The organism is Variovorax sp. 10N432, from assembly GCF_056394465.1.
Genome location: NZ_JBFTHX010000007.1, coordinates 1 through 24,314, shown reverse-complemented (window position 1 = coordinate 24,314; position 24,314 = coordinate 1). Strand labels below are relative to the sequence as shown.

Sequence of the window (24,314 nt, the reverse complement as noted above, 5' to 3'; positions counted from 1 at the left end):
CGCGATAACGGCGTGGCACTGCGGCTAGGCGCAATCGTCGAGGCCCTCGGAGGCGATCTCCAGGGCGATCCCGGGCTGCCGATCGAGCGGCTGTCGCCGCTGGCGACGGCCGAGGGCGATGCGATCGCCTTCCTGAGCCATCCCAAGTACCAGAAGGAACTCGCAGCCTCCCGGGCCGCCTGCGTGATCGTGGCCCCGGCGATGCGCGAAGCCGCCGCCGCGCGCGGCGCATTCATCGAGACGCCCGATCCCTATCTCTATTTCGCCCGCCTGACCCAGCTCTGGAAGAAGGCCCATGCCCGGCCCGAGGCCCAGCGCATCCACCCCAGTGCGGTGATCGACCCCGAAGCCGTCATCGACCCCAGCGCCCGGGTCGGCGCGCTGTGCGTGGTCGAGCGCGGGGCCCGCATCGGGGCCGATACGGTGCTCAAGTCCGGTGTCACCGTGAGCGAGGACTGCGTCATCGGCGCCCGCTGCCTGCTGCATCCGGGCGTGGTGATCGGCGCCGACGGCTTCGGACTCGCGCCCCATGAAGGGGCCTGGGTCAAGATCGAGCAACTGGGCGCAGTGCGCATCGGCGACGACGTCGAGATCGGCGCCAACACCTGCATCGATCGCGGCGCCCTCGGGGACACCGTGATCGAGGACGGCGTCAAGCTCGACAACCTGATCCAGATCGGCCACAACGTGCGCATCGGCAAGCACACCGCGATGGCCGGCTGCGCCGCGGTGGCGGGCAGCGCCACCATCGGCGCCCACTGCACCTTCGGCGGCCGGGCCGGCGTGCTCGGGCACCTGACGATCGCCGACCACGTGAACATCTCGTCGAACTCGCTGGTGACGCGCTCCATCCACAAGCCCGGCCACTACACCGGCGTGTTTCCCATCGACGACAATGCGACCTGGGAGAAAAACGCTGCCACGCTCAAGCAACTGCACAGTCTGCGGGAGCGCCTCAAGGCGCTGGAAAAAATGACGATGCAGGACAAGAAATCATGACGACGCTCGATATCCATCAAATCCTCAAGCTGCTGCCTCACCGATACCCGTTCCTCCTGGTGGACCGCGTGCTCGAGATGGAAAAGGGCAAGCGCATCACGGCACTCAAGAACGTGACCATGAACGAGCCCTTCTTCAACGGCCACTTCCCGCATCGCCCGGTGATGCCGGGGGTGCTGATGCTCGAGGCCATGGCACAGGCGGCGGCGCTGCTGTCCTTCCATTCGCTGGACATCGTGCCCGACGACAACACGGTCTACTACTTCGCCGCCATCGACGGCGCCCGTTTCAAGCGGCCGGTCGAGCCCGGCGACCAGCTCACGCTGGAGGTCGAGATCGAGCGCATGAAGGCCGGCATCTCCAAGTTCAAGGGGCGCGCGCTGGTCGGTGCCGAACTGGCCTGCGAAGCGACACTGATGTGCGCGATGCGCCAGATCAACTGATCCTGCCGGCATGACCCTGATTCATTCGACGGCGATCGTCGACCCGCAGGCCGAACTCGACCCGACGGTCAGTGTCGGTCCCTACGCCGTGATCGGCCCGCACGTTCGGGTCGACGCCGGCACCACGATCGGCGCGCACTGCGTGATCGAGGGCAGGACCACCATCGGCCGCGACAACCGGATCTTCCAGTTCGCATCGCTGGGCGCGGTGCCGCAAGACAAGAAATACGCCGGCGAACCCACGCGACTGGTCATCGGCGATCGCAACGTGATCCGCGAGTTCTGCACCTTCAACATCGGCGTGCCGGGGGCAGGCGGCGTCACGCGGGTGGGCAACGACAACTGGATCATGGCCTACACGCACATCGCGCATGACTGCCGTGTCGATGACCACACCACGCTCGCCAACAACACGACCCTGGCCGGCCACGTGCACCTGGCCGACTGGGTGACGGTGGGCGGGCTGACCGGCATCCACCAGTTCGTGTCGGTCGGTGCCCATGCCATGCTCGGTTTTGCCAGCGCGGTCACGCAGGACGTTCCGCCCTTCATGCTGGTGGACGGCAATCCGCTCGCCGTGCGCGGGTTCAACGTGGTCGGCTTGCGCCGCCGGGAGTTCTCGCCGGCCCGGATCGCGGCGGTCAAGCAGATGCACCGCCTGTTGTACCGGCAGGGCAAGACGCTCGACGAGGCGCGCGCCGCGATCGAGGCGCTGGCTGCCGAAACGCCCGAAGCGGCGCCCGACGTCGCGGTGATGAGCGAATTTCTCGCCGGCGCCACGCGCGGCATCGCGCGCTGAGCCGTCGCATGCCTGAAACGCAGCGGCAGTTTTCGCTGGTCGCCGGCGAGGCTTCGGGCGACCTGCTGGCGGGCCTGATGCTCGATGGCCTGCAGGCGCGCTGGCCCGCGATGAAGGCCGTCGGCATCGGCGGACCCCAGATGCTCTCGCGCGGTTTCGAAAGCTGGTGGCCGCAGGAGAAGCTCGCCGTCAGCGGCTACGTCGAAGTGCTGCGGCACTACGCCGAGATCGCCGGCATCCGGCGCCAGTTGCGGGGCCGGCTGCTGCGCGAGCGGCCCGAGATCTTCATCGGTGTCGACGCGCCCGATTTCAACCTCGATCTCGAAGCCGGCCTGCGCGAGCGCGGCATCAAGACCGCGCATTTCGTCTGTCCTTCGATCTGGGCCTGGCGGCCGGAGCGGGTCGTCAAGCTGCGCGCGGCCGCCGACCACGTGCTGTGCATCTTCCCGTTCGAGCCGGCCTTGCTCGAGCAGCACGGGATTGCCGCCACCTACGTGGGCCATCCGCTGGCCAAGGTGATCCCGATGACGCCCGATCGCGAGGCCGCGCGCAAGGCGCTCGGGCTCGACCCGGACGCCGAGGTGGTCGCCATCCTGCCCGGGAGCCGGCGCTCGGAAGTGCGCCAGCTGGCGCCCATGTTCTTCGCCGCCGCCGCCCTCATGCTGAAAGCGCGGCCCGGGCTGCGCTTCATCTGCCCGGTGTTGCCGAACCTGCGCCCGGAGATGGAGCAGATCCTGGCCGCCAGCGAACTGGCCGGCCGCGTGGCCCTGCTCGACCGCCAGTCCCATGCCGCGCTGGCGGCTTGCGACGCCACGCTGATCGCCAGCGGCACGGCGACCCTCGAGGCGGCGCTGTTCAAGCGCCCCATGGTGATCTCCTACCGCGTGAACTCGCTGACCTGGCGGCTGGTGATGCAGCGCAAGCAGCTGCAGCCGTGGGTCGGCCTGCCCAACATCCTCAGCGGCGAGTTCGTGGTGCCCGAGATTCTCCAGGACGCCGCCACGCCCGAGGCGCTGGCCGAGGCGACGCTGGACTGGCTGGCTTCACCGGACAAGGTTCACGCCTTGCAACAACGTTTTTGCGCGATGCATGCCGAATTGCTGCGCGATACGCCGACACTGTGCGCCGATGCGATCCAGAAAGTTCTTGCAGGCTGAGCAGGCGACGCTGGTCTGGGACGGTCCCGGCCTCATGGCCGGGGTCGACGAGGCCGGCCGAGGGCCGCTGGCCGGGCCGGTGGTGGCGGCGGCCGTCATCCTCGACGACCTGCGCCCGATCCGTGGCCTGGCCGATTCCAAGACGCTGACCGCCCGGCAGCGCGAGCGCCTGCACGACCAGATTCTGGCCAAGGCGCTGTGCTGCTCGGTCGCCCAGGCCAGCGTCGAGGAGATCGACACCCACAACATCCTGCAGGCGACGATGCTGGCGATGCGGCGCGCGGTCGAGGGGCTGCGGCTGAAGCCGGTCAAGGTGCTGGTCGACGGCAACCGGCTGCCGACGCTCAACGTGCTGGCCGAAGCCATCGTGAAGGGCGACGCCCGGGTCAAGGCGATCTCGGCCGCCTCGATCCTGGCCAAGGTGCACCGCGACCGGCTGTGCGAGGACCTGCACGCCGAATTTCCGCACTACGGCTTTGCCGGCCACAAGGGCTACGGCACGCCCGAGCACCTCGAGGCGCTGCTGCGCCATGGCGCCTGCGTCCACCACCGCAAGTCGTTCAGCCCGGTCGCCGCGGCGCTGGCGCGGGTCTCCGCGCCGGCCGAAGATATGGCCAATTTCGGTGAAGAACTTCGATGAGCGTCGACGAGGTCAGCCACGTCACGTCGAAGGACAACCCGCTGCTCAAGGAATTGCGCAAGCTGGCGCACGACCCCGGCGCCTACCGCAAGGCCGGCCGGATCTGGCTCGAAGGCGACCACCTGTGCCGGGCGGCCCGCGAGCGCGGCGTGCGGCCGGCGGTGGCCGTGTTTGCCGAATCGCTCTGGCCCGCGGCGCGCCACGAATGGGCCGGCGCCGCGCCGAAGACGGTGGTGCTGGCCGATGCCTTGCTGGCGGGCGTCAGCGGGCTCGAATCGCCGGCGCCGATGGGTTTCGTGCTCGACCTGCCGGCCCGGCCCGCGGTCGCGCCGAGGTCGCCCACCGTGGTGCTCGATCGGTTGCAGGATGCCGGCAACGTGGGCTCGATCCTGCGCAGCGCCGCCGCCTTCGGCTTTGCGCAGGTCATCGCGCTCAAGGGCACGGCGGCGCTGTGGGCGCCCAAGGTGCTGCGCGCCGGCATGGGGGCGCACTTCGGCCTGCGGCTGATCGAAGGGGTCGAGGCCGAGGTTCTCGATGCGCTCGAAGTGCCGATGGTCGCCACCAGCTCGCACCGCGGCGACTGGCTGCACCGGGCCGAACTGCCATTTCCCTGCGCCTGGCTGATGGGGCATGAAGGGCAGGGCGTGTCGGCTGCCCTGGAGGCGAGGGCGGCGCGCCATGTCCGCATCGCCCAGCCGGGTGGCGAAGAGTCGCTCAACGTCGCCGCTGCGGCGGCGATCTGCTTGTATGCAAGTGCTGCCGGAGCAGATTCCAGGGCCGCGGGCCGGCTATAATCAAGGGCTTTCCCGCTCACACCCCGCCCACAGCGCACGCAAGCCAACTCCTCGACGAAGGTCGCAGCCCAAAGTCTTTCTTGGGTTCGCTTTGGGCGTCATCCATCCGGAGATCCCAGTGCTTTTGTCTCTCAAGGGAAAATTCCCGCCCGCCATCCTGGCGCTTGCAGACGGCACGGTCTTTCTCGGCAACTCGATCGGCGCCACCGGCGCCACGACCGGCGAAGTGGTGTTCAACACCGCCATGACCGGTTACCAGGAAATCCTGACCGACCCGAGCTATTGCCAGCAGATCGTGACCCTCACGTATCCGCACATCGGCAACTACGGCGTCAACGAGGAAGACATCGAGTCCGACAAGATCCATGCCGCCGGCCTGATCATCAAGGACCTGCCGCTGGTCGCGTCCAACTTCCGCAAGACCGCGACGCTGAGCGACTACCTGGTGCGCGGCAAGACGGTCGCCATCGCTGACATCGACACCCGCAAGCTGACCCGCCACCTGCGCACGAACGGGGCCCAGAACGGCTGCATCCTGGGGCTGGCCGAAGGCGAGCAGGTCACGCAGGCCTTGATCGACAAGGCCGTGGCCGCCGCCAAGGCCGCGCCGAGCATGGCCGGCCTCGACCTCGCCAAAGTGGTGTCGGTCAAGGAAACCTACGAGTGGACTCAGACCGAGTGGAAGCTGGGCTCGGGCTACGGCGTGCAGATCACGCCCAAGTTCCACGTCGTGGCCTTCGACTACGGCGTCAAGAAGAACATCCTGCGCATGATCGCGCAGCGCGGCGCGCGCATCACCGTGGTGCCGGCCCAGACCCCCGCGGCCGACGTGCTCAAGCTGCGCCCCGACGGCATCTTCCTGGCCAACGGCCCGGGCGACCCGGAGCCCTGCGACTACGCGATCTCGGCGGTCAAGGAACTTATCGAGACCGGCATCCCGACCTTCGGCATCTGCCTGGGCCACCAGATCATGGCGCTGGCCTCGGGTGCCAAGACCTTCAAGATGAAGTTCGGCCACCATGGCGCCAACCATCCCGTGAAGGACCTGGACAACGGCCGCGTCAGCATCACCAGCCAGAACCACGGCTTCGCGGTCGACGAGAAGACCCTGCCGTCCAACCTGCGTCCGACCCACATCAGCCTGTTCGACAACACGCTGCAGGGCCTGGCGCGCACCGACCGCCCGGCCTTCTGCTTCCAGGGCCACCCCGAGGCCTCGCCCGGCCCGCATGACATCGGCTACCTGTTCGACCGCTTCACGGCACTCATGCAAAGTCACAAAGAAGGACAGAAGAATGCCTAAGCGCACAGACCTGAAGAGCATCCTCATCATCGGCGCCGGCCCGATCATCATCGGCCAGGCCTGCGAATTCGACTACTCCGGCGTGCAAGCCTGCAAGGCGCTGCGCGAGGAGGGCTACAAGGTCATCCTGATCAACAGCAACCCGGCGACGATCATGACCGACCCGGCCACGGCCGACGTCATCTACATCGAGCCGATCAGCTGGCAGACGGTCGAGAAGATCATCGCCAAGGAGCGTCCCGACGCGATCCTGCCGACCATGGGCGGCCAGACCGCGCTCAACTGCGCGCTCGACCTGTGGCGCAACGGCGTGCTCGACAAGTACAAGGTCGAGCTGATCGGCGCCACGCCCGAGGCCATCGACAAGGCCGAGGACCGGCTGAAGTTCAAGGACGCGATGACCAAGATCGGTCTCGGTTCGGCCCGTTCGGGCATCGCGCACTCGATGGACGAGGCCTGGGCCGTCCAGAAGAGCGTTGGCTTCCCGACCGTGATCCGCCCCAGCTTCACGCTCGGCGGCACCGGCGGCGGCATCGCCTACAACCCCGAAGAGTTCGAGATCATCTGCAAGCGCGGCCTCGAAGCCTCGCCCACCAATGAGCTGCTGATCGAAGAGTCGCTGCTCGGCTGGAAAGAGTACGAGATGGAGGTCGTGCGCGACAAGGCCGACAACTGCATCATCGTCTGCTCGATCGAGAACCTCGACCCGATGGGCGTGCACACCGGCGACTCGATCACCGTGGCGCCGGCCCAGACTCTGTCCGACAAGGAATACCAGATTCTCCGCAACGCCTCGCTGGCGGTCCTGCGAGAGATCGGCGTCGACACCGGCGGCTCGAACGTGCAGTTCTCGATCAACCCGAAGGACGGCCGGATGGTCGTCATCGAGATGAACCCCCGCGTCTCGCGTTCGTCCGCGCTGGCCTCCAAGGCGACCGGCTTCCCGATCGCCAAGGTCGCGGCCAAGCTGGCCGTCGGCTACACGCTCGACGAGCTGCGCAACGAAATCACGGGCGGCGCCACGCCGGCCAGCTTCGAGCCCAGCATCGATTACGTCGTCACCAAGATCCCGCGCTTCGCCTTCGAGAAATTCCCGCAGGCCGATTCGCGCCTGACGACCCAGATGAAGTCGGTCGGCGAGGTGATGGCGATGGGCCGCACCTTCCAGGAATCCTTCCAGAAGGCCCTGCGCGGACTCGAAGTCGGCGTCGACGGCCTGAACGAGAAGACGCAAGACCGCGAAGTGCTCGAGAAGGAACTCGGCGAGCCCGGCCCCGACCGCATCTGGTACGTCGGCGACGCCTTCGCGATGGGCCTGAGCGTCGACGAGGTGTTCGCGCTCACCAAGATCGACCCCTGGTTCCTGGTGCAGATCGAGGAGATCGTGAAGATCGAGCTCGAACTCGAAACCAAGTCGCTGGCCGACATCGACAAGGCGACCCTGCTCGCGCTCAAGAAGAAGGGCTTCTCCGACCGCCGCCTGGCGCGCCAGCTGAAGACCACCGACACCGCGGTCCGCGAGAAACGCCGCGCGCTCGGCGTGCGCCCGGTCTACAAGCGGGTCGACACCTGCGCGGCCGAGTTCGCGACCAACACCGCCTACATGTACTCGACCTACGAGGACGAGTGCGAGGCCGCGCCCACCGACAAGAAGAAGATCATGGTGCTCGGCGGCGGCCCGAACCGCATCGGCCAGGGCATCGAGTTCGACTACTGCTGCGTGCATGCGGCGCTGGCGATGCGCGAGGACGGCTACGAGACCATCATGGTCAACTGCAACCCCGAGACTGTCTCGACCGACTACGACACCAGCGACCGGCTCTACTTCGAGCCGCTGACGCTCGAGGACGTGCTGGAGATCGTCGACAAGGAAAAGCCGACCGGCGTGATCGTGCAGTACGGCGGCCAGACCCCGCTCAAGCTCGCGCTCGACCTGGAAGCCAACGGCGTGCCGATCATCGGCACCAGCCCCGACATGATCGACGCCGCCGAAGACCGCGAGCGCTTCCAGAAGCTGCTGCACGAGCTCGGCCTGCGCCAGCCGCCGAACGCCACCGCGCGCACCGAACCGGAAGCGCTCGAGAAGGCCGCGGCGCTGGGCTATCCGCTGGTGGTGCGCCCGAGCTACGTGCTCGGCGGCCGCGCGATGGAGATCGTCCACGAGCAGCGCGACCTCGAGCGCTACATGCGCGAGGCGGTCAAGGTCAGCAACGATTCGCCGGTGCTGCTCGACCGCTTCCTCAACGACGCGGTCGAATGCGACGTCGACTGCCTGCGCGATGCCGAAGGCACGACCCTGATTGGCGGCGTGATGGAGCACATCGAGCAGGCCGGCGTCCACTCGGGCGATTCCGCCTGTTCGCTGCCGCCCTACAGCCTGAAGGCCGAGACCGTGGCCGAGCTCAAGCGCCAGAGCGCCGCGATGGCCAAGGCGCTGAACGTGGTCGGGCTCATGAACGTCCAGTTCGCGATCCAGGAAAAGGACGGCCAGGACGTGATCTACGTCCTCGAGGTCAATCCGCGCGCTTCGCGCACCGTGCCCTACGTGAGCAAGGCGACCGGCATCCAGCTGGCCAAGGTCGCGGCGCGCTGCATGGCCGGCCAGTCGCTGAAGTCGCAGGGTGTCACCAAGGAAGTCACGCCGCCGTACTTCAGCGTCAAGGAGGCCGTGTTCCCGTTCGTCAAGTTCCCGGGCGTCGACACCATCCTCGGCCCCGAGATGAAGTCCACCGGCGAAGTGATGGGCGTGGGCAAGACCTTCGGCGAGGCCTTCGTGAAGTCGCAGATCGGCGCCGGCACCATCCTGCCCAAGTCGGGCAAGGTGTTCGTGTCGGTCAAGAACAACGACAAGGCACGTGCCGTCGAGGTCGCACGCGGCCTGGCCAAGCTGGGCTTCGAGCTGATCGCGACCAAGGGCACGGCGGCGGCGATCAACGCCGCGGGCATCGCCTGCGCGGTGGTCAACAAGGTGACCGAAGGCCGCCCCCACATCGTCGACATGATCAAGAACAACGAGATTGCGCTGGTCATCAACACGGTCGAAGAGCGCCGCAACGCGATCGCCGATTCGCGCCAGATCCGCACCTCGGCGCTGCTGGCCCGCGTGACCACCTTCACCACGATCTTCGGCGCCGAAGCGGCGGTCGAAGGGATGCAGCACATGGACGAGCTGGGCGTCATTTCGATCCAGGAAATGCACGCGCAGCTGGCCTGATCGAGCGCAAGGTCTTGCCGGCGGGATGGCCGCAGAATAAGGTCGAAGGAGACTTTTGCATGGAGAACCAACTCGTCGAGCTCGCGCTGAGCGACTGGAACGCGGCCACGCCGAACGAGGCGTGGATCGCGGCGCTCGAGGCCGGCAAGGTGCTGTACTTTCCGCAGCTCGGTTTCCGGTTGCAACCCGAAGAGCAGGCGCTGCTGTCGCCCGCCGTGCTGTCGCCCGACGTGCGCAACATCAGCCTGGACGCCAACGGCCGGATCAAGGGCGTGGCCGGCGACGAGGCGCGGCAACAGGCGGTGGCCGCCATGGTCGGGCGCTTCCGGACCCAGGCGCAGGCCTTGATCCACGGCCTGCTGCCGCACTACGTGCCGGCCCTGCGCCTGGCGCCGACCAGCTACCGGCCGGCGCAGGTCGAGACGCGCGTGCAGTCGTGGCGCGCCGACGATCGCCGCCTGCACGTGGATTCGTTTCCGTCGCGCCCCAACTACGGCGAGCGCATCCTGCGTGTCTTCACCAACGTCAATCCGCAGGGGGCGCCGCGGGTCTGGCGAGTCGGCGAGCCGTTCGAGGCGGTCGCCGCGCGCTTCCTGCCGCGTGCCAAGCCCTATTCGCGCTGGCAGGCAAAGCTGCTGCGCGCGCTGCGCGTGACCAAGTCGCTGCGCAGCGAGTACGACCACCTGATGCTGCAGCTGCACGACGGCATGAAGTCCGACCTGGACTACCAGGAAAAGTGCGAGCAGCAGACCGTGCCGTTTCCGGCCGGATCGGTGTGGGTCTGTTTTTCGGACCAGACCTCGCATGCCGTGATGTCGGGCCAGTACATGCTCGAGCAGACCCTGCATCTGCCCGCCGCAAGGCAATACAATCCTGATTCCAGCCCGCTCGCGATCCTGAGCCGGCTGACCGGACGCACGCTCGTCTGAACTTTTTTCTCCCATCGACCGCCGAACGGCAGCGTTCGGCGGTTTCGCTTTCTGGAGCAACGAAATGGCCACCATCCCGATCACGAAACGCGGCGCCGAGAAGCTGCGCGAAGAACTGCAACGGCTCAAGACGGTCGACCGTCCGTGGGTCATCAACTCGATCGCCGAGGCCCGGGCCCAGGGCGACCTGAGCGAAAACGCCGAATACGAGGCCGCCAAGGACCGCCAGGGCTTCATCGAGGGCCGGATCCAGGACATCGAGGGCAAGCTGTCGGCGGCCCAGGTCATCGATCCGACCGCGCTCGATGCTGGCGGCAAGGTGGTCTTCGGCTCGACGGTCGAACTCGAGGACGAGAAGACCGGCGAGGCGCTCAAGTACCAGATCGTCGGCGAGGACGAGGCCGACCTCAAGCTCGGGCTGATCAACGTCTCCAGCCCGATCGCGCGGGCGCTGATCGGCAAGGAAGAGGGCGACACCGCCGAGGTGCAGGYCCCTGGCGGCATCAAGCGCTACGAGATCGTCGCCGTCAGCTACCTCTGAGCGGCGTCGGCCGCCCGCGCATGAAAGACCGCATCGCCCTGCTGGTCGCCGCCTTCTGGTGGGGCAGCCTGTCGACGATCGGCTTCCTGGTGGTGCCGATGCTGTTCGCCCGCCTCGGCAGTCCGGCCGTGGCCGGCAACATGGCGGGCCAGCTGTTCGCGGCCCAGACCTGGGTCGCCCTGGCCTGCGGCCTGGTGCTGCTGGTGCATTTCCGGGCCCAGGCCGGCGAACGGATGGATGCCGCCGCGCGGACCATCACCGGCTGGGTGATCACCGGCTTGCTGCTGGCCTTGCTGCAGCAGTACGCGGTCGCCCCGCGGATCCTGGCGCGCGAGAACCTCAAACTCTGGCACGCGCTGGGCAGCGCCATGTACCTGGGTCAATGGCTCTGCGCAGCTGTCGTGCTCTGGCGCATGGGGCGCAGGGCGGCCTGATCAGGCCTTCCAGAAGCTGGTGATCCAGCGCGCCGGCCGGATGAACCGGAAGCGCCGGTTGCGCCGTCCGGCCAGCGCGTCGGGCGGATTGCATTCGCCGTGAAACACCATGATCCGGGCGCCTTCGGGCACGAAGGGTTCGCGCCAGTAGTTGGTCGGCCAGGTCGGGATCCCGTGGTACTTGAAGCTCGGGCACCACGCTTCGGGCCAGTAGGCGAGCTTGCCTTGGCGGTGCATGAAGTCCGACAGGTAGGCCTGCTCGTTGCGATATTCGGTCTGCACCGCATCCATGTTCTGGCGGAAGTTCGCCAGCACGTCGGGATGTGCACCCAGCTCGAAGCGGTACACTGAGGAGTTCCCGGTGATGCGCCGGCGCCGCCAGGGGCGCTCGTAGTCGTGGATGATCAGGAACTCGCCCGGCTGCTCGAAGAAGGCATCCAGGCTGCCGACCACGACGACGTCGAGGTCGACGAACAGGGCGGTGCCGCGCAGCCCGTACAGGTCGGCCTCGAAGGTGGTCAGCTTCTTCCAGGCCCGGTCGGGCTGGCCCGGTGCCAGTTCGAGGTCGAGCGGCGGGATCGGAAAGCACTGCACCTCGCTGCGGATGCCCTTGGCATCGTCGGTCAGGCAGACGAAGCTGAAGTCGCCCGTCAGGTGGCGCCGCACCATCGCATACAGGCGGTTGACGTAGTCGGGCCCGTACTTGGTGCCCCATTTCATGCACAGGACGTGCCGTTGGCGCGGGGGCTTGCCCGCAGTCTCGCTCGGCATCCTCAGTCTGCCTGGTTCCGCTTCTTGGCCGACAGCGGCCGCTTGGCCTTGGCGCGCTTGATCGTGCCGCCGGGGGTCAGGCGCTGGTTGCCGAGCACCCGCAGGGTCTTGATCTCGGGCCGCTGGCCGGCGCGCTTGCTGTATTTGATGATCTTGACGTCGCGCGGGCCGGGCATCCGGTCTTCGTCGATCGTGCGTTCCTTTTCGGGGATCGGCCGCCACAGCACCAGCAGCTTGCCGATGTGCTGGATCGGCGCGGCGTCCAACTGGTCGGACAGGGTCTGGAGCATGGCTTCGCGCGCCGCGCGGTCGTCGGAGAAGACGCGCACCTTGATCAGGCCATGGGCCTTGAGCGCGGCGTCGGCTTCCTTCAGGACGGCGGGGGTGAGCCCGTCGCCGCCGATCATGACGATCGGGTCCAGATGGTGCGCTTCGGAGCGGTGCACCTTGCGCTGCGCAGGGGTAAGTTGAATGGCGGGCATCCCCGTATTATCGAGTGTCAATGAATCCCAAACCGAAAACGAAGAAGCTGAACAAGGCCTGGCTGCACGATCACCTCAACGATCCCTACGTGAAACTGGCCAACCGGGAGGGCTACCGGGCCCGCGCCGCGTACAAGCTCAAGGAGATCGACGAGACGCTGGGCCTGATCAAGCCCGGCCAGCTGGTGGTCGATCTGGGCTCGACGCCGGGCGCCTGGAGCCAGTACGTCCGGCGCCGGATGTCCCCTGCGGGCGCGGCCTCGGGCGAGCTGGCCGGCACCATCATCGCGCTCGACATCCTGCCCATGGAGCCGATCGAGGGCGTGACCTTCCTGCAGGGCGACTTCCGGGAGGACGAGGTGCTGGCCCGGCTGGCGATCGCCATGGACGGCCGGCTGGCCGACGTGGTGGTGTCCGACATGGCGCCCAACCTGTCGGGCATCGCCTCGGCCGACACTGCCCGCATCGCCCACCTGATCGAGCTGGCCATCGAGTTCGCCCGCCAGCACATGAAGCCCGAGGGCGCGCTGGTCGCCAAGCTGTTCCACGGCAGCGGCTACGCCGAGCTGACCCGCCTGTTCAAGGACAACTTCCGGACCGTGAAACCCATGAAACCCAAGGCTTCGCGGGACAAATCCTCGGAAACCTTCATGGTCGGCATCGGACTCAAGCGGCCGGATACCAATTGATACGTGCCAAAAACCGCTTGTGCCCTATGGCTGCTCTAGGGAATTTACGGGTTTTCGCAGGTTGAAAAGCCTAAAATGGGCACCAATTGCCGCAGACAGTGCGCTTTTTCTGTTCCCTAATTTTTTGCGCGCCCCCGACTGGAGTTTCGTTTGAACAATCAGTGGTTTTCCAAAGTTGCCGTTTGGCTCGTCATCGCGATGGTGCTGTTCACTGTGTTCAAGCAGTTCGACACCCGCGGCGCAGCCGGCGCAGGCAACATCGGCTACAGCGACTTCCTCGAGGAAGTTCGCGGCAACCGCATCAAGAGCGCCACCATCCAGGAAGGCCAGGGAGGCAGCGAGATCGTCGCCATCACCAATGACGACCGGAAGATCCGCACCACCGCCACCTACCTCGACCGCGGCCTGGTCGGCGACCTGATCGCCAACAACGTCAAGTTCGACGTCAAGCCGCGCGAAGAGGGCTCGCTGCTCATGACCCTGCTGGTCAGCTGGGGCCCGATGCTGCTGCTGATCGGCGTCTGGGTCTACTTCATGCGACAGATGCAGGGCGGCGGCAAGGGCGGCGCCTTCAGCTTCGGCAAGAGCAAGGCCCGCATGCTCGACGAGAACACCAACCAGGTCACATTCGCCGACGTCGCGGGCTGCGACGAGGCCAAGGAAGAAGTCAAGGAAGTGGTCGACTTCCTGAAGGACCCGGCCCGCTTCCAGAAGCTCGGCGGCCGCATTCCGCGCGGCCTGCTGCTGGTCGGCCCTCCGGGCACCGGCAAGACCCTGCTGGCCAAGAGCATCGCCGGCGAGGCCAAGGTTCCGTTCTTCTCGATCTCGGGTTCCGACTTCGTCGAGATGTTCGTCGGCGTGGGCGCGGCCCGCGTGCGCGACATGTTCGAGAACGCCAAGAAGAACGCGCCCTGCATCATCTTCATCGACGAAATCGACGCCGTCGGCCGCCAGCGCGGTGCCGGCCTGGGTGGCGGCAACGACGAGCGCGAACAGACCCTGAACCAGATGCTGGTCGAGATGGACGGCTTCGAGACCAACCTCGGCGTGATCGTGGTGGCGGCGACCAACCGTCCCGACATCCTCGATGCCGCCTTGCTGCGTCCGGGCCGTTTCGACCGCCAGGTCTATGTCACGCTGCCGGACATCCGCGGCCGGGAGCAGATCCTCAACGTCCACATGCGCAAGGTGCCGCTGGGCCAGGACGTCAACCCGAGCATCATCGCCCGCGGTACGCCCGGCATGTCGGGCGCCGACCTGGCCAACCTGTGCAACGAGGCCGCATTGATGGCCGCTCGCCGCAATGCGCGCGTGGTCGAGATGCAGGACTTCGAGAAGGCCAAGGACAAGATCTTCATGGGCCCCGAGCGCAAGAGCATGGTGATGCCCGAGGAAGAGCGCCGCAACACGGCCTACCACGAGTCCGGCCACGCGCTGATCGGCAAGCTGCTGCCCAAGTGCGACCCGGTCCACAAGGTCACGATCATTCCGCGCGGCCGCGCGCTCGGCGTGACCATGAGCCTGCCGGCGCAAGACCGCTACAGCTACGACCGCGAGTACATGCTGAACCAGATCAGCATGCTGTTCGGCGGCCGTATCGCCGAAGAAGTGTTCATGCACCAGATGACCACCGGCGCCAGCAACGACTTCGAGCGCGCGACCCAGATCGCCCGCGACATGGTGATGCGCTACGGCATGACCGAATCGCTGGGACCGATGGTCTACGCCGAGAACGAGGGCGAGGTGTTCCTGGGCCGTTCGGTCACCAAGACCACCAACATGAGCGAGTCGACCATGCAGAAGGTCGACGCCGAAGTGCGCCGCATCATCGACGAGCAGTACGCCCTGGCGCGCCGCCTGATCGAGGAGAACAGCGACAAGATGCACGCCATGGCCAAGGCCCTGCTCGAATGGGAAACCATCGACACCGAGCAGCTCGACGACATCATGGCCGGCCGCGCGCCGCGCCCGCCCAAGGACTGGACGCCGCGCATCCCGCCGTCGAACAGCGGCGGCGGCAGCGGCGGCACCCCGGCGGTCAATCCCGACCCGGCACCGACCGCCGCCTGAGCATGACGCTTTCGCAGATCACGGGGCCTCGGGCCCCGTTTTTCTTTGGGTCCTTGCGCGCATGACGACGGTCTGGCGCACGACGCGCTTCGCCATCGACCTGGCGCGTCCCCAGGTCATGGGCATCGTCAACGTCACGCCCGACTCGTTTTCCGATGGCGGCGCGCACGCATCGAGCGAAGCCGCGCTGCGGCATTGCGTCCAGCTGATCGAGGAGGGCGCCGACATCCTGGACATCGGCGGCGAATCCACTCGCCCCGGCAGCCCGGCGGTGCCGCTGGAGGTCGAACTCGCGCGGGTGCTTCCGGTGGTGCGGGAGGCCGTGAAACTGCAGGTGCCGGTGTCCGTCGACACCTACAAGCCCGAGGTGATGCGCGCCGTGCTGGACCTGGGCGCCGACATCGTGAACGACATCTGGGCGCTGCGACAGCCTGGGGCGATGCAGGCGGTGGCGGCGCACCCGGCTTGCGGGATTTGCCTGATGCACATGCACCGCGATCCCCAGACGATGCAGGCGGCGCCGATGGACGGCGACGTGGTGCCCGAGGTGCGCGGCTTTCTCGAGCGGCAGGCACGGGCGCTGGCCGGGCTGGGGGTCGAGGCGTCGCGCATCGTGCTCGACCCGGGCATCGGCTTCGGCAAGACCGTGGCGCAGAACTTCTCGCTGCTGGCGCGCCAGCGCGAACTGCTCGCGGCGGGCTGGCCGCTGCTGGCCGGCTGGTCGCGCAAGTCCTCGATCGGCAGCGTCACCGGCATCGCGGAGGCCGGCGAGCGCACGGTCCCGAGCGTGGCCGCGGCCGTGCTGGCGGTCGATCGCGGCGCGGCGATCGTGCGCGTGCATGATGTGCGCGAGACCGTGGCCGCACTCGCCGTGTGGCGGGCGATGGCCGAGCAAGAACAAGAACAGGAAACGAACCCATGACAAGACAATACTTCGGCACCGACGGCATTCGCGGCACGGTCGGCCAGCCCCCGATCACCCCCGACTTCGTGTTGCGGCTCGCCCATGCGGTCGGCCGGGTGCTCAAGAAGACCGAGTCGCGGCCGACCGTGCTGATCGGCAAGGACACCCGCATCTCGGGCTACATGCTCGAATCCGCGCTCGAATCCGGCTTCAATTCGGCCGGTGTCGACGTCGTCCTGCTCGGCCCGCTGCCGACGCCCGGCGTGGCCTACCTGACGCGTGCCCAGCGCGCCAGCCTGGGCGTGGTGATCAGCGCCAGCCACAACGCCTTTCCCGACAACGGCATCAAGTTCTTCAGCGCCCAGGGGACCAAGCTCAGCGACGAATGGGAGCTGGCGGTCGAAGCGGCGCTCGAAGAAGCGCCGGTGTGGGCGGATTCGGCCCAGCTCGGCAAGGCGCGCCGCCTCAACGATGCACCGGGCCGCTACACCGAATTCTGCAAGAGCACCTTCGCCAACGACCTGACCTTGCGCGGCATGAAGCTGGTGGTCGATGCCGCGCACGGGGCCGCCTACCAGGTGGCGCCGCAGGTCTTCCACGAACTCGGTGCGGACGTCATCAGCATTGGCTGCGCGCCCGACGGCCTCAACATCAACAAGGGTTTCGGCGCCACCCATCCGCAGGCCCTGATCGATGCCGTTCGGGCGCAGGGCGCGCACTACGGCATCGCGCTCGACGGCGATGCCGACCGGCTGCAGCTGGTGGATGCCGACGGGCGCCTCTTCAACGGCGACGAACTGCTCTACCTGATGGTCATGGAGCGCATCGCGCGCGGCGACAAGCCGGCCGGCGTGGTCGGGACGTTGATGACCAACAAGGCGGTCGAGGTGGCGCTGAAGCGGCAGGGCATCGAATTCGTGCGGGCCAAGGTCGGCGACCGCTATGTGCTCGAAGAGCTCGAAAAGCGCCGCTGGCTGCTCGGCGGCGAGGGCTCGGGCCACTTGCTGGCGCTCGACCGCCACACCACCGGCGACGGCATCGTGAGCGCGCTCCAGGTGCTGCAGGCCTGCGTGCGCAGCGGCCGTAGCGTGGGCGAATTGCTGGCCGGCGTGAGCTTGTTCCCGCAGACCCTCGTCAATGTGCGGCTGGCGGAAGGGCAGGACTGGAAGTCGAATGCGGCGCTGGCGGCCGAGAGCGAACGTGTCGAGCGGGAGCTCGGCGACAGCGGGCGGGTGCTGATCCGTGCCAGCGGCACCGAGCCGCTGCTGCGCGTGATGGTCGAAGCGCGCGATGCGGCGCAGGCCGAGCGCTGCGCGCGCAGCATCGCCGAGACGCTGAGCCTCGCCTGACGCAGTGCCATGAGTGCCACCGCTGTGATCGAAGTTGCCATGGCCGACTATCGGGATCCTGCACATGCGCAGGCACTCGTGTCGCTGCTGGACGCCTACGCGCGCGATCCCGCGGGTGGAGGCACGCCGCTGGCCGCGGAGGTGCTCGCCGGGCTGCCGGCGGCGCTGGCGGCGAGGCCGCAGGCCTTCAGCGTGCTCGCCTGGGCCGGTGAGCAGCCGGTCGGCCTGATCAATTGCATCGAAGGCTTCTCGACCTTCGCCTGCCGGCCGCTGGTCAATGTGCACGACGTGGTCGTGCTGGCCAGCCATCGCGGCCAACGGCTGGCGCAGCGCATGCTGGCGCTGGTCGAGGCCGAGGCGGTGGCGCGCGGCGCCTGCAAGCTCACGCTCGAGGTGCTGTCGGGCAACCGCAGCGCGCTGCGCGCCTACGAGCGCGAGGGCTTCGGCAGCTACCAGCTCGATCCCGCCTACGGGAGCGCGCTCTTCCTCCAGAAGAAACTGTAAAAAAGCCGCCGGCACCCCAGGGCGCGCGGCGGCTCGATTCGGCTAGAAGCGATCAGAAGCGGGTCACGGGCATCGCATCGTCGCCCGGCTTGGCCGGCGCGTACTTGCCCAGTTCCCACTTGGCGATCGCGTTGCGGTGCACTTCGTCCGGGCCGTCGGCGAAGCGCAGGGTGCGGGCGCCTGCGTAGGCGTAGGCCAGCGGGAAGTCGTCGCACATGCCGCCGCCGCCGTGCACCTGCATGGCCCAGTCGATCACCTGGCAGGCCATGTTCGGCGCCACCACCTTGATCATCGCGATCTCGGTCTTCGCGACCTTGTTGCCGGCGACGTCCATCAGCCAGGCGGCCTTGAGCGTCAGCAGGCGCGCCATGTCGATCTTGCAGCGCGCCTCGGCGATTCGTTCCTGCGTCACGGTCTGCGAGGCGACGGTCTTGCCGAAGGCCACGCGCGAGGTGGCGCGCTTGCACATCAGCTCGAGCGCGCGCTCGGCCAGGCCGATCAGGCGCATGCARTGGTGGATGCGTCCYGGGCCSAGGCGGCCCTGGGCGATCTCGAAGCCGCGGCCYTCGCCGAGCAGRATGTTGCCGACCGGCACGCGSACGTTCTCGAACACCATCTCGACGTGGCCGTGCGGTGCGTCGTCATAGCCCATCACGTTGAGCGGGCGGATGATCTTGATGCCCTTGGCGTCGGCCGGCACGATCACCATGCTCTGCTGCGAATGCCTGGGCGCATCGGGTTCCGACTTGCCCATGGTGATGAAGACCTTGCAGCGCGGGTCGGCGGCGCCGGAGATCCACCACTTGCGGCCGTTGATGACGTACTCGTCGCCCTGGCGCTCGATGCGGGTCGAGATGTTGGTGGCGTCGCTGGACGCCACGTCGGGTTCGGTCATCGCGAAGGCCGAGCGGATCTCGCCCTCGAGCAGCGGCTTGAGCCAGCGCGCCTTGATCTCTTCGGAGCCGTAGCGGGCGATGGTTTCCATGTTGCCGGTGTCGGGTGCCGAGCAGTTGAAGGCTTCGCTGGCCCATGGCACCCGCCCCATGATCTCGGCCAGCGGCGCGTATTCCTGGTTGGTCAGGCCGGCGCCGGAGTAGCCCGAGGCAGCGGCGCTGTCGACCGGCAGGAACAGATTCCAGAGACCCTGGGCCTTGGCCTTGGCCTTGACCTTCTCGACGGTTTCGAGCGCGCTCCAGCGCTTGCCGGCCGCGGTGTTGGCGGCCAACTCGGCCGAGTACGCGGCCTCGGCGGGATAGATGTGCGCATCCATGAAAGCGCTCACGCGCTCTTGCAGCTCTTTGGTCTTGGCCGAGTATTCGAAGTCCATGTCGTCTCCAGGTGGGTAATCGTTCAGGCGGCCGCTGCCGCGCCGGTCATGCTTTCTTGGCGAACTGCCAGGCCATCTCGGCCATCGGCCGGGCGCCGCGGCCCGAGGCCACGGCTTGTTCGCTCGATGCGGTGCCGGCCTCGACCCGCTTGGCGATCCCTTGCAGGATCGCGGCGATGCGGAACATGTTGTAGGCGAGGTAGAAGTTCCAGTCCGGCGCCAGTGCCTCGGGCGTCGTGACCCCGGTGCGGTCGCAGTAGCGGCGGATGTATTCGCTTTCGGTCGGGATGCCGAGGCTTTGCAGGTCGAGGCCGCCGACCCCGCGCGACATCGCGTGCGGGATGTGCCAGGCCATGCAGTGGTAGCTGAAGTCGGCGAGCGGATGGCCCAGCGTCGACAGTTCCCAGTCGAGCACGGCGATGGCGCGCGGCTCGGTGGCATGAAACATCAGGTTGTCGAGGCGGAAGTCGCCGTGCACGATCGACGTCATCGATTCGTCGCGGGCGCTGGCCGGAATGTGGGCCGGCAGCCATTCCATCAGGCGGTCCATCTCGGGGATCGGCTGCGTCACCGAGGCCACGTACTGCTTGCTCCAGCGGCCGATCTGGCGCTCGAAATAGTTGCCGGGCTTGCCATAGTCGGCCAGTCCGCGATCGGCGAACCTGACCGTGTGCAGGGCCGCGATGACCCGGTTCATTTCGTCGTAGATGGCAGAACGGGTCGCGTTGTCCATGCCGGGCAGCGACTGGTCCCAGAGCACCCGGCCGGCCATGAACTCCATCACGTAGAAGGCGCGCCCGATGATGGACTCGTCCTCGCACAGGCAGTACATCCGCGGCACCGGCACGTCGGTACCGGCCAGCCCGCTCATGACCTTGAACTCGCGCTCGACCGCGTGGGCCGAAGGCAGCAGCTTCGCCACCGGGCCGGGCTTGGCGCGCATCACGTAGCTTTGCGCCGGCGTGACCAGCTTGTAGGTCGGGTTCGATTGCCCGCCCTTGAACATTTCGACCGTCAGCGGGCCCTTGAAGCCGTCGAGGTTCTTTTCGAGCCAGGCGGTCAGGGCGCCGATGTCGACCTGATGCTGTTGCGAGACGGCACGCGTGCCGACGAAATTGTCGAAGTCCTGGGTCATGTCTCTTCTTTGTTCACTGGTCGTCGGCTTCGGAGATCCGCATGAGTGCGGCGCGGTCGAGCACCACCAGGCCGCCCGATTCGATGCGGATCGCTTCCTCGCGCTCCATCGCCTTCAGTTCCTGGTTGACGCGCTGGCGCGAGGCGCCGAGCAGCTGGGCGAGTTCTTCCTGTGCCAGGTGCAGGCCGATGCGCATCTGGCTGCCGTCCGCCAGGTTGGGCACCCCGTAGCTGCGCACCAGGTGAATCAGCTGCTTGGCCAGCCGCGCCCGCAGGGGCAGGGTGTTGAGATCCTCGACCAGTCCGAACAGCTGCCGGATGCGCCTCGCCTGCAGCCGCATCAGCGCTTCGTAGAGTTCGACGTGGTTCGACAGGATCTTCTGGAAGTCGGCTCGCGCCACGCACAGGATGGTCGAGTCGCCGTGCGCATAGGCATCGTGGGTGCGCCGGTCGCCGTCGAAGATCGCCACGTCGCCGAACCAGATGCCCGGCTCGACATAGGTCAGCGTGACCTGTTTGCCGGACACCGCCGTCGAGCTCACGCGCACCGCGCCCTTCGCGCAGGCGATCCACTGTTCGGGCGGATCGCCGCGAGCGGCGATCAGCTCGCCGTCCTTGTAGCGTTTGACGAAAGCACATCGGAGGATGTCGTGGCGAAGAGAAGGTGAGAGGGATGAGAACCAGCGACCACTGTTGATCGCCTCGCGTTCTTCGATGGTAAGAATGGGGTCGTCCATGGACTGTCCTGTCGGTGACTGAAAGGCAAGGGGTTGTCGCGCGAGCGACCGGCGCTCATTGGTAGCGCGGCGTTTCCTTGGCGAGGAAGGCGGCGATGCCGATGCCGGCGTTGGCATGGTGCAGGTTGCGCACGAAGTGATCGCGTTCCTGGGCCAGCTGCGACACCAAGGTCGCGCCGCGCGCGTCGCTGAGCAGTTCCTTGATGCTGGCGAGCACGTTCGGCGCCCGCGCATTGAGCTTGGCGGCCAGCGCCAACGCGGCAGCGAGCGCCTGGCCGTTCTCGGTCAGCTGGTTGACCAGCCCGAGTTCATGCAGGCGCGCCGGTTCCAGCCGCTCGCCCTGCATCAGCCATTCGCTCGCCAGCTGGCGCGGCAGCGCCCGGGCCAGGTGCCAGCTCAGGCCGCCGTCCGGTGACAGGCCGACGTTGCTGTACGACGCGGCGAACACCGCATCGCGCGCCGACACCACGAAGTCGCAGGCCATTGCCAACGAAAAGCCGGCGCCGGCCGCCGCGCCCTCGACCGCCGCGATGACCGGCTTCGGGAAGGTGCGGATCGTGTCGATCCAGGCATGCAGGGCCTCGATGCTCTCGGCCTGCACCGAGGGCTCGCGCTCGCGGTTGGCCGACAGACGCTGCAGCGAGCCGCCGGCGCAGAACCACTTGCCTTCGCCGACGATCACGACGCTCTTGATCTCCTGGCTGCTTTCGGCGCCGTTCAGCGCCTCGACGCCGGCGGCGTACATCTCGGGGCCCAGTGCGTTGCGCATCGAGGGGTTGGAGAGGGTCAGCACCATGGTGCCCCCTTCGCTGGTGCTCTTCAGTTCTGCGGTCATGGCGGTGTGTTTACTCTTCGGGATGGGTGAGGCTCAGGCCGAGGGCGCCGCGGCGGCGCAGCCAGGGGCTCGGGCGGTAGCGCGGATCGCCGTAGACGGTCTGCAGGTTGAACAGGACTTCGAGCATGTTGGTCGGGCCGTACAGGTCGCCCATCGCCAGCGGGCCCTGCGGATAGCCGAGGCCGAGGCGCACCGCCAGGTCGAGATCGGCCGGCGAGCAGACGCCCTGCTGGCACATGTCGGAGGCGATGTTGACGATGGTCGCCACCACGCGCTGGGTGACGAAGCCGCCGCTGTCGCGGATCACGCTGACGGCCTTGCCGTCGCTCGCGAACAGCGCATGGGCGGCGTCGCGCATGTCGCGCCGGGTCGCCGGGTTCGTCGCCAGCACGCGGCGCTTGGTGGCGGCATCGTCCACCATGAGGTCGATGCCGATGGTGCGGGTGGCGTCGAGCCGTTCGACCGCGGCCACCGTGGTGACGTCGAAGCCGAGCGGCGCGACCAGGATCAGCGCCGCGGCGGAGGGTGCGGCGCCGCTCTCGAGCTGCGCGCCCAACGCATGCACCAGGCGCAGCAGTTCGGGACGGCGGGCCGCGCGCGGCGACACCCAGACCGGCGGCAGGGCGTCGACCTTCGGCGACGGCGGCTCTGGCACCGGCTCCTGGTTGCCTTCCGGATAGCGGTAGAAGCCGGCGCCCGTCTTGCGTCCCAGGGCGCCTGCAGCCACCCGCTGCGCGGCGATCGGGCTCGGCCGGTAGCGCGGCTCCTCGTAGTACTGGCGGTAGATCGATTCCATCACCGGGTGCGAGACGTCGAGCCCGGTCAGGTCGAGCAGTTCGAAGGGGCCGAGCCTGAAGCCGGCCTGGTCCTTGAGGATGCGGTCGATGGTCGCGAAGTCGGCCACGCCCTCGCTGGCGATGCGCAGCGCCTCGGTGCCGTAGCCGCGACCGGCATGGTTGACGATGAAGCCGGGCGTGTCATTGGCCTGGACCGCGCTGTGGCCCATCTGCGCCGCATAGCCGGCCAACCGGGTGCAGACCTCGGGCTCGGTCTTGAAGCCGGCCACGACTTCGACCACCTTCATCAGCGGGACCGGGTTGAAGAAGTGGAAGCCGGCCATCCGTCCCGGCTGCTTCAGCACGGTGGCGATCGCGGTCACCGACAGCGACGAGGTATTGGTGGCGAGCGTCGCCGATGCGGAGACCGCCGCCTCGAGTTCGCGGAACAGCTGGCGCTTGACTTCCAGGTCCTCGACGATGGCTTCGATCACCAGGTCGCAGCCCGCCAGCGCCTGGACCGAATCGACCGCCTGCACGCGGGCGCCCAGGGCGTCGCGCTCGGCCGCGTCGAGCTTGCCTTTTTCGTGTAGCTTCTGCCACTGGGCGAGGAGGGCCTCCCGGCCGCGCGCCGCCGCGCCGTCGAAACTGTCGAGCAGAAGCACCTGGCTTCCGGCTTGCGCCGCGATCTGGGCGATGCCTCGGCCCATGGCGCCGGCGCCGATGACGCCGACGTTGGAAAAGTTCACGGTCATTTGATAATTGTCTCTCTCTGGTTCATCGGTCCTGACCCTCGTGTCAGAATGTGTCAACTTTCGATTGCTATTTGCTGCCCATTTTGCAATTCCCACGCCTCGCGGCGAGCCTGCTCATTGTCGGCTTTGCCCTTGATTCTTACGCCTTGACGATCGGTCGGCCCCAAGGGGCTGTCTGGATCGGCAAGCCGATGGACGTGGCGATCCCGCTGTCACTCGATGGCGCCGAGGCGGGCGGGTCGCTCTGCCTCGAGGCCGAAGTGCTGCAGGGCGACAGCCCGATGCCCGACCGGCGAGTGACAGTATCGTTCGAGCAAGGCGCCGGGGGCACCCGCATGCGCGTGCGCTCCACCGTGCCGATCGAGGAGCCGGTGGTGACGCTGAACGTGCGTGCCGGCTGCGATCTGAAGTCCACGCGCAACTACGTGCTGCTGGCCGATGTGCCGGTCGATGCCGCCTTGCCTGCGGTGGCGGCGGCGCCGATGCGCCAGTTCCCCGAGTCCGCGCCGCTGCCGCGGCCCGTGGCGCGGGCTGTGCCCCGCAGCACCGCCGGCGATGGCGGCGTGTCCGGGCCGGAGGGCATCAGCCCGCCGCCCGCCCCGCGTCGCAGCAGCCCGCCGCCGCCACGGGCTCCGGTCGCGGCCGAGGATGTGCCGCCGCGGCCGCGGCGCACGCCCGCCGCCGAAGCCGCGGCCGCGGCAAGGCGCACGGCAGCCGCGGTGCCTGCG

23 protein-coding genes and 1 pseudogene are annotated in these 24,314 nt (G+C 67.7%); 17 read left to right on the top strand and 7 right to left on the bottom strand.

What is annotated here, in order from left to right:
• Positions 1-12: 12 nt before the first annotated feature.
• From lpxD to AC1DF3_RS10405, 11 genes are all read left to right on the top strand, one after another.
• Complete coding sequence (gene lpxD / locus AC1DF3_RS10455; protein WP_286531718.1) at positions 13-999, top strand: UDP-3-O-(3-hydroxymyristoyl)glucosamine N-acyltransferase; 987 nt, start codon at positions 13-15, stop codon at positions 997-999.
• A complete protein-coding gene (fabZ, locus tag AC1DF3_RS10450) occupies positions 996-1,442 on the top strand; it encodes a 3-hydroxyacyl-ACP dehydratase FabZ (RefSeq protein ID WP_286522354.1) in 447 nt (148 codons plus the stop codon). Before lpxD ends, fabZ begins: the two co-directional genes overlap by 4 nt.
• 10 nt (positions 1,443-1,452) lie before the next feature.
• Positions 1,453-2,241, top strand: a complete 789-nt coding sequence (lpxA, locus tag AC1DF3_RS10445) for an acyl-ACP--UDP-N-acetylglucosamine O-acyltransferase (RefSeq protein ID WP_286531719.1) — start codon at positions 1,453-1,455, stop codon at positions 2,239-2,241.
• 8 nt (positions 2,242-2,249) lie between these two features.
• Complete coding sequence (lpxB, locus tag AC1DF3_RS10440; protein ID WP_286531720.1) at positions 2,250-3,398, top strand: lipid-A-disaccharide synthase; 1,149 nt, start codon at positions 2,250-2,252, stop codon at positions 3,396-3,398.
• Complete coding sequence (rnhB, locus tag AC1DF3_RS10435) at positions 3,370-4,038, top strand: ribonuclease HII (RefSeq protein WP_286531721.1); 669 nt, start codon at positions 3,370-3,372, stop codon at positions 4,036-4,038. The genes lpxB and rnhB overlap by 29 nt, the downstream gene beginning before the upstream one ends.
• Positions 4,035-4,832 carry a TrmH family RNA methyltransferase gene (locus AC1DF3_RS10430; RefSeq protein WP_478139596.1) on the top strand — a complete coding sequence of 266 codons (798 nt, stop codon included), beginning with the start codon at positions 4,035-4,037 and terminating at the stop codon, positions 4,830-4,832. The genes rnhB and AC1DF3_RS10430 overlap by 4 nt, the downstream gene beginning before the upstream one ends.
• Positions 4,833-4,950: 118 nt before the next feature.
• The gene (gene carA, locus AC1DF3_RS10425; protein ID WP_286531723.1) at positions 4,951-6,135 is read left to right on the top strand and encodes a glutamine-hydrolyzing carbamoyl-phosphate synthase small subunit; all 1,185 of its coding nucleotides are present in this window, start codon (positions 4,951-4,953) and stop codon (positions 6,133-6,135) included.
• Positions 6,128-9,349, top strand: coding sequence for a carbamoyl-phosphate synthase large subunit (gene carB, locus AC1DF3_RS10420; RefSeq protein WP_286531724.1), 3,222 nt, complete (start codon positions 6,128-6,130; stop codon positions 9,347-9,349). Before carA ends, carB begins: the two co-directional genes overlap by 8 nt.
• A 59-nt stretch (positions 9,350-9,408) precedes the next feature.
• On the top strand, positions 9,409-10,278 hold the full coding sequence (locus AC1DF3_RS10415; protein ID WP_478139595.1) for a Kdo hydroxylase family protein: 870 nt from the start codon (positions 9,409-9,411) through the stop codon (positions 10,276-10,278).
• A 64-nt stretch (positions 10,279-10,342) separates the two neighbouring features.
• Entirely contained in the window at positions 10,343-10,819 is a 477-nt protein-coding gene (gene greA, locus AC1DF3_RS10410; RefSeq protein WP_478139594.1) for a transcription elongation factor GreA, read from the top strand.
• Between the two features lie 20 nt (positions 10,820-10,839).
• On the top strand, positions 10,840-11,253 hold the full coding sequence (locus AC1DF3_RS10405) for a DUF4149 domain-containing protein (RefSeq protein ID WP_478139593.1): 414 nt from the start codon (positions 10,840-10,842) through the stop codon (positions 11,251-11,253).
• On the opposite strand, the gene AC1DF3_RS10400 is transcribed toward AC1DF3_RS10405, so the two are convergent.
• Positions 11,254-12,024 carry a glycosyltransferase gene (locus tag AC1DF3_RS10400; protein ID WP_286531728.1) on the bottom strand — a complete coding sequence of 257 codons (771 nt, stop codon included), beginning with the start codon at positions 12,022-12,024 and terminating at the stop codon, positions 11,254-11,256.
• A 2-nt stretch (positions 12,025-12,026) separates the two neighbouring features.
• The gene (locus AC1DF3_RS10395; protein WP_286531729.1) at positions 12,027-12,506 is read right to left on the bottom strand and encodes a YhbY family RNA-binding protein; all 480 of its coding nucleotides are present in this window, start codon (positions 12,504-12,506) and stop codon (positions 12,027-12,029) included.
• A 20-nt stretch (positions 12,507-12,526) separates the two neighbouring features.
• Between AC1DF3_RS10395 and AC1DF3_RS10390 the strand changes: the two genes are divergently transcribed.
• The 5 genes from AC1DF3_RS10390 to AC1DF3_RS10370 all read left to right on the top strand — a co-directional run bounded on the left by AC1DF3_RS10390 (position 12,527) and on the right by AC1DF3_RS10370 (position 18,022).
• The gene (locus AC1DF3_RS10390) at positions 12,527-13,195 is read left to right on the top strand and encodes an RlmE family RNA methyltransferase (protein WP_286522342.1); all 669 of its coding nucleotides are present in this window, start codon (positions 12,527-12,529) and stop codon (positions 13,193-13,195) included.
• Positions 13,196-13,345: 150 nt separating this feature from the next.
• Positions 13,346-15,265, top strand: a complete 1,920-nt coding sequence (gene ftsH, locus AC1DF3_RS10385) for an ATP-dependent zinc metalloprotease FtsH (RefSeq protein WP_286522341.1) — start codon at positions 13,346-13,348, stop codon at positions 15,263-15,265.
• Between the two features lie 61 nt (positions 15,266-15,326).
• Positions 15,327-16,187 carry a dihydropteroate synthase gene (gene folP, locus AC1DF3_RS10380; RefSeq protein WP_478139592.1) on the top strand — a complete coding sequence of 287 codons (861 nt, stop codon included), beginning with the start codon at positions 15,327-15,329 and terminating at the stop codon, positions 16,185-16,187.
• Positions 16,184-17,518 (top strand): phosphoglucosamine mutase, encoded by a 1,335-nt coding sequence (glmM, locus tag AC1DF3_RS10375; RefSeq protein WP_286531733.1) that lies wholly within the window; start codon positions 16,184-16,186, stop codon positions 17,516-17,518. The genes folP and glmM overlap by 4 nt, the downstream gene beginning before the upstream one ends.
• A 9-nt stretch (positions 17,519-17,527) precedes the next feature.
• Positions 17,528-18,022, top strand: a complete 495-nt coding sequence (locus AC1DF3_RS10370; protein WP_286531734.1) for a GNAT family N-acetyltransferase — start codon at positions 17,528-17,530, stop codon at positions 18,020-18,022.
• A gap of 52 nt (positions 18,023-18,074) precedes the next feature.
• Here the strand turns inward: AC1DF3_RS10370 and AC1DF3_RS10365 are convergent, their stop codons facing one another.
• From AC1DF3_RS10365 to AC1DF3_RS10345, 5 genes are read right to left on the bottom strand one after another with little or no spacing between them, the layout of a single operon-like run.
• Positions 18,075-19,349 carry an acyl-CoA dehydrogenase family protein gene (locus AC1DF3_RS10365; protein WP_478139591.1) on the bottom strand — a complete coding sequence of 425 codons (1,275 nt, stop codon included), beginning with the start codon at positions 19,347-19,349 and terminating at the stop codon, positions 18,075-18,077.
• Between the two features lie 46 nt (positions 19,350-19,395).
• A complete protein-coding gene (locus tag AC1DF3_RS10360; protein WP_478139590.1) occupies positions 19,396-20,484 on the bottom strand; it encodes a phosphotransferase in 1,089 nt (362 codons plus the stop codon).
• A gap of 13 nt (positions 20,485-20,497) precedes the next feature.
• On the bottom strand, positions 20,498-21,220 hold the full coding sequence (locus AC1DF3_RS10355) for a Crp/Fnr family transcriptional regulator (RefSeq protein WP_286367633.1): 723 nt from the start codon (positions 21,218-21,220) through the stop codon (positions 20,498-20,500).
• Between the two features lie 55 nt (positions 21,221-21,275).
• The gene (locus AC1DF3_RS10350; protein WP_286531738.1) at positions 21,276-22,055 is read right to left on the bottom strand and encodes an oxepin-CoA hydrolase, alternative type; all 780 of its coding nucleotides are present in this window, start codon (positions 22,053-22,055) and stop codon (positions 21,276-21,278) included.
• A 10-nt stretch (positions 22,056-22,065) separates the two neighbouring features.
• Positions 22,066-23,586: a 3-hydroxyacyl-CoA dehydrogenase gene (locus tag AC1DF3_RS10345; protein WP_478139589.1), complete on the bottom strand. Its 1,521-nt coding sequence runs from the start codon at positions 23,584-23,586 to the stop codon at positions 22,066-22,068.
• A 146-nt stretch (positions 23,587-23,732) separates the two neighbouring features.
• Here AC1DF3_RS10345 and AC1DF3_RS10340 point away from each other — a divergent pair.
• A pseudogene (locus tag AC1DF3_RS10340) lies at positions 23,733-24,314 on the top strand (hypothetical protein); the annotation flags it as partial.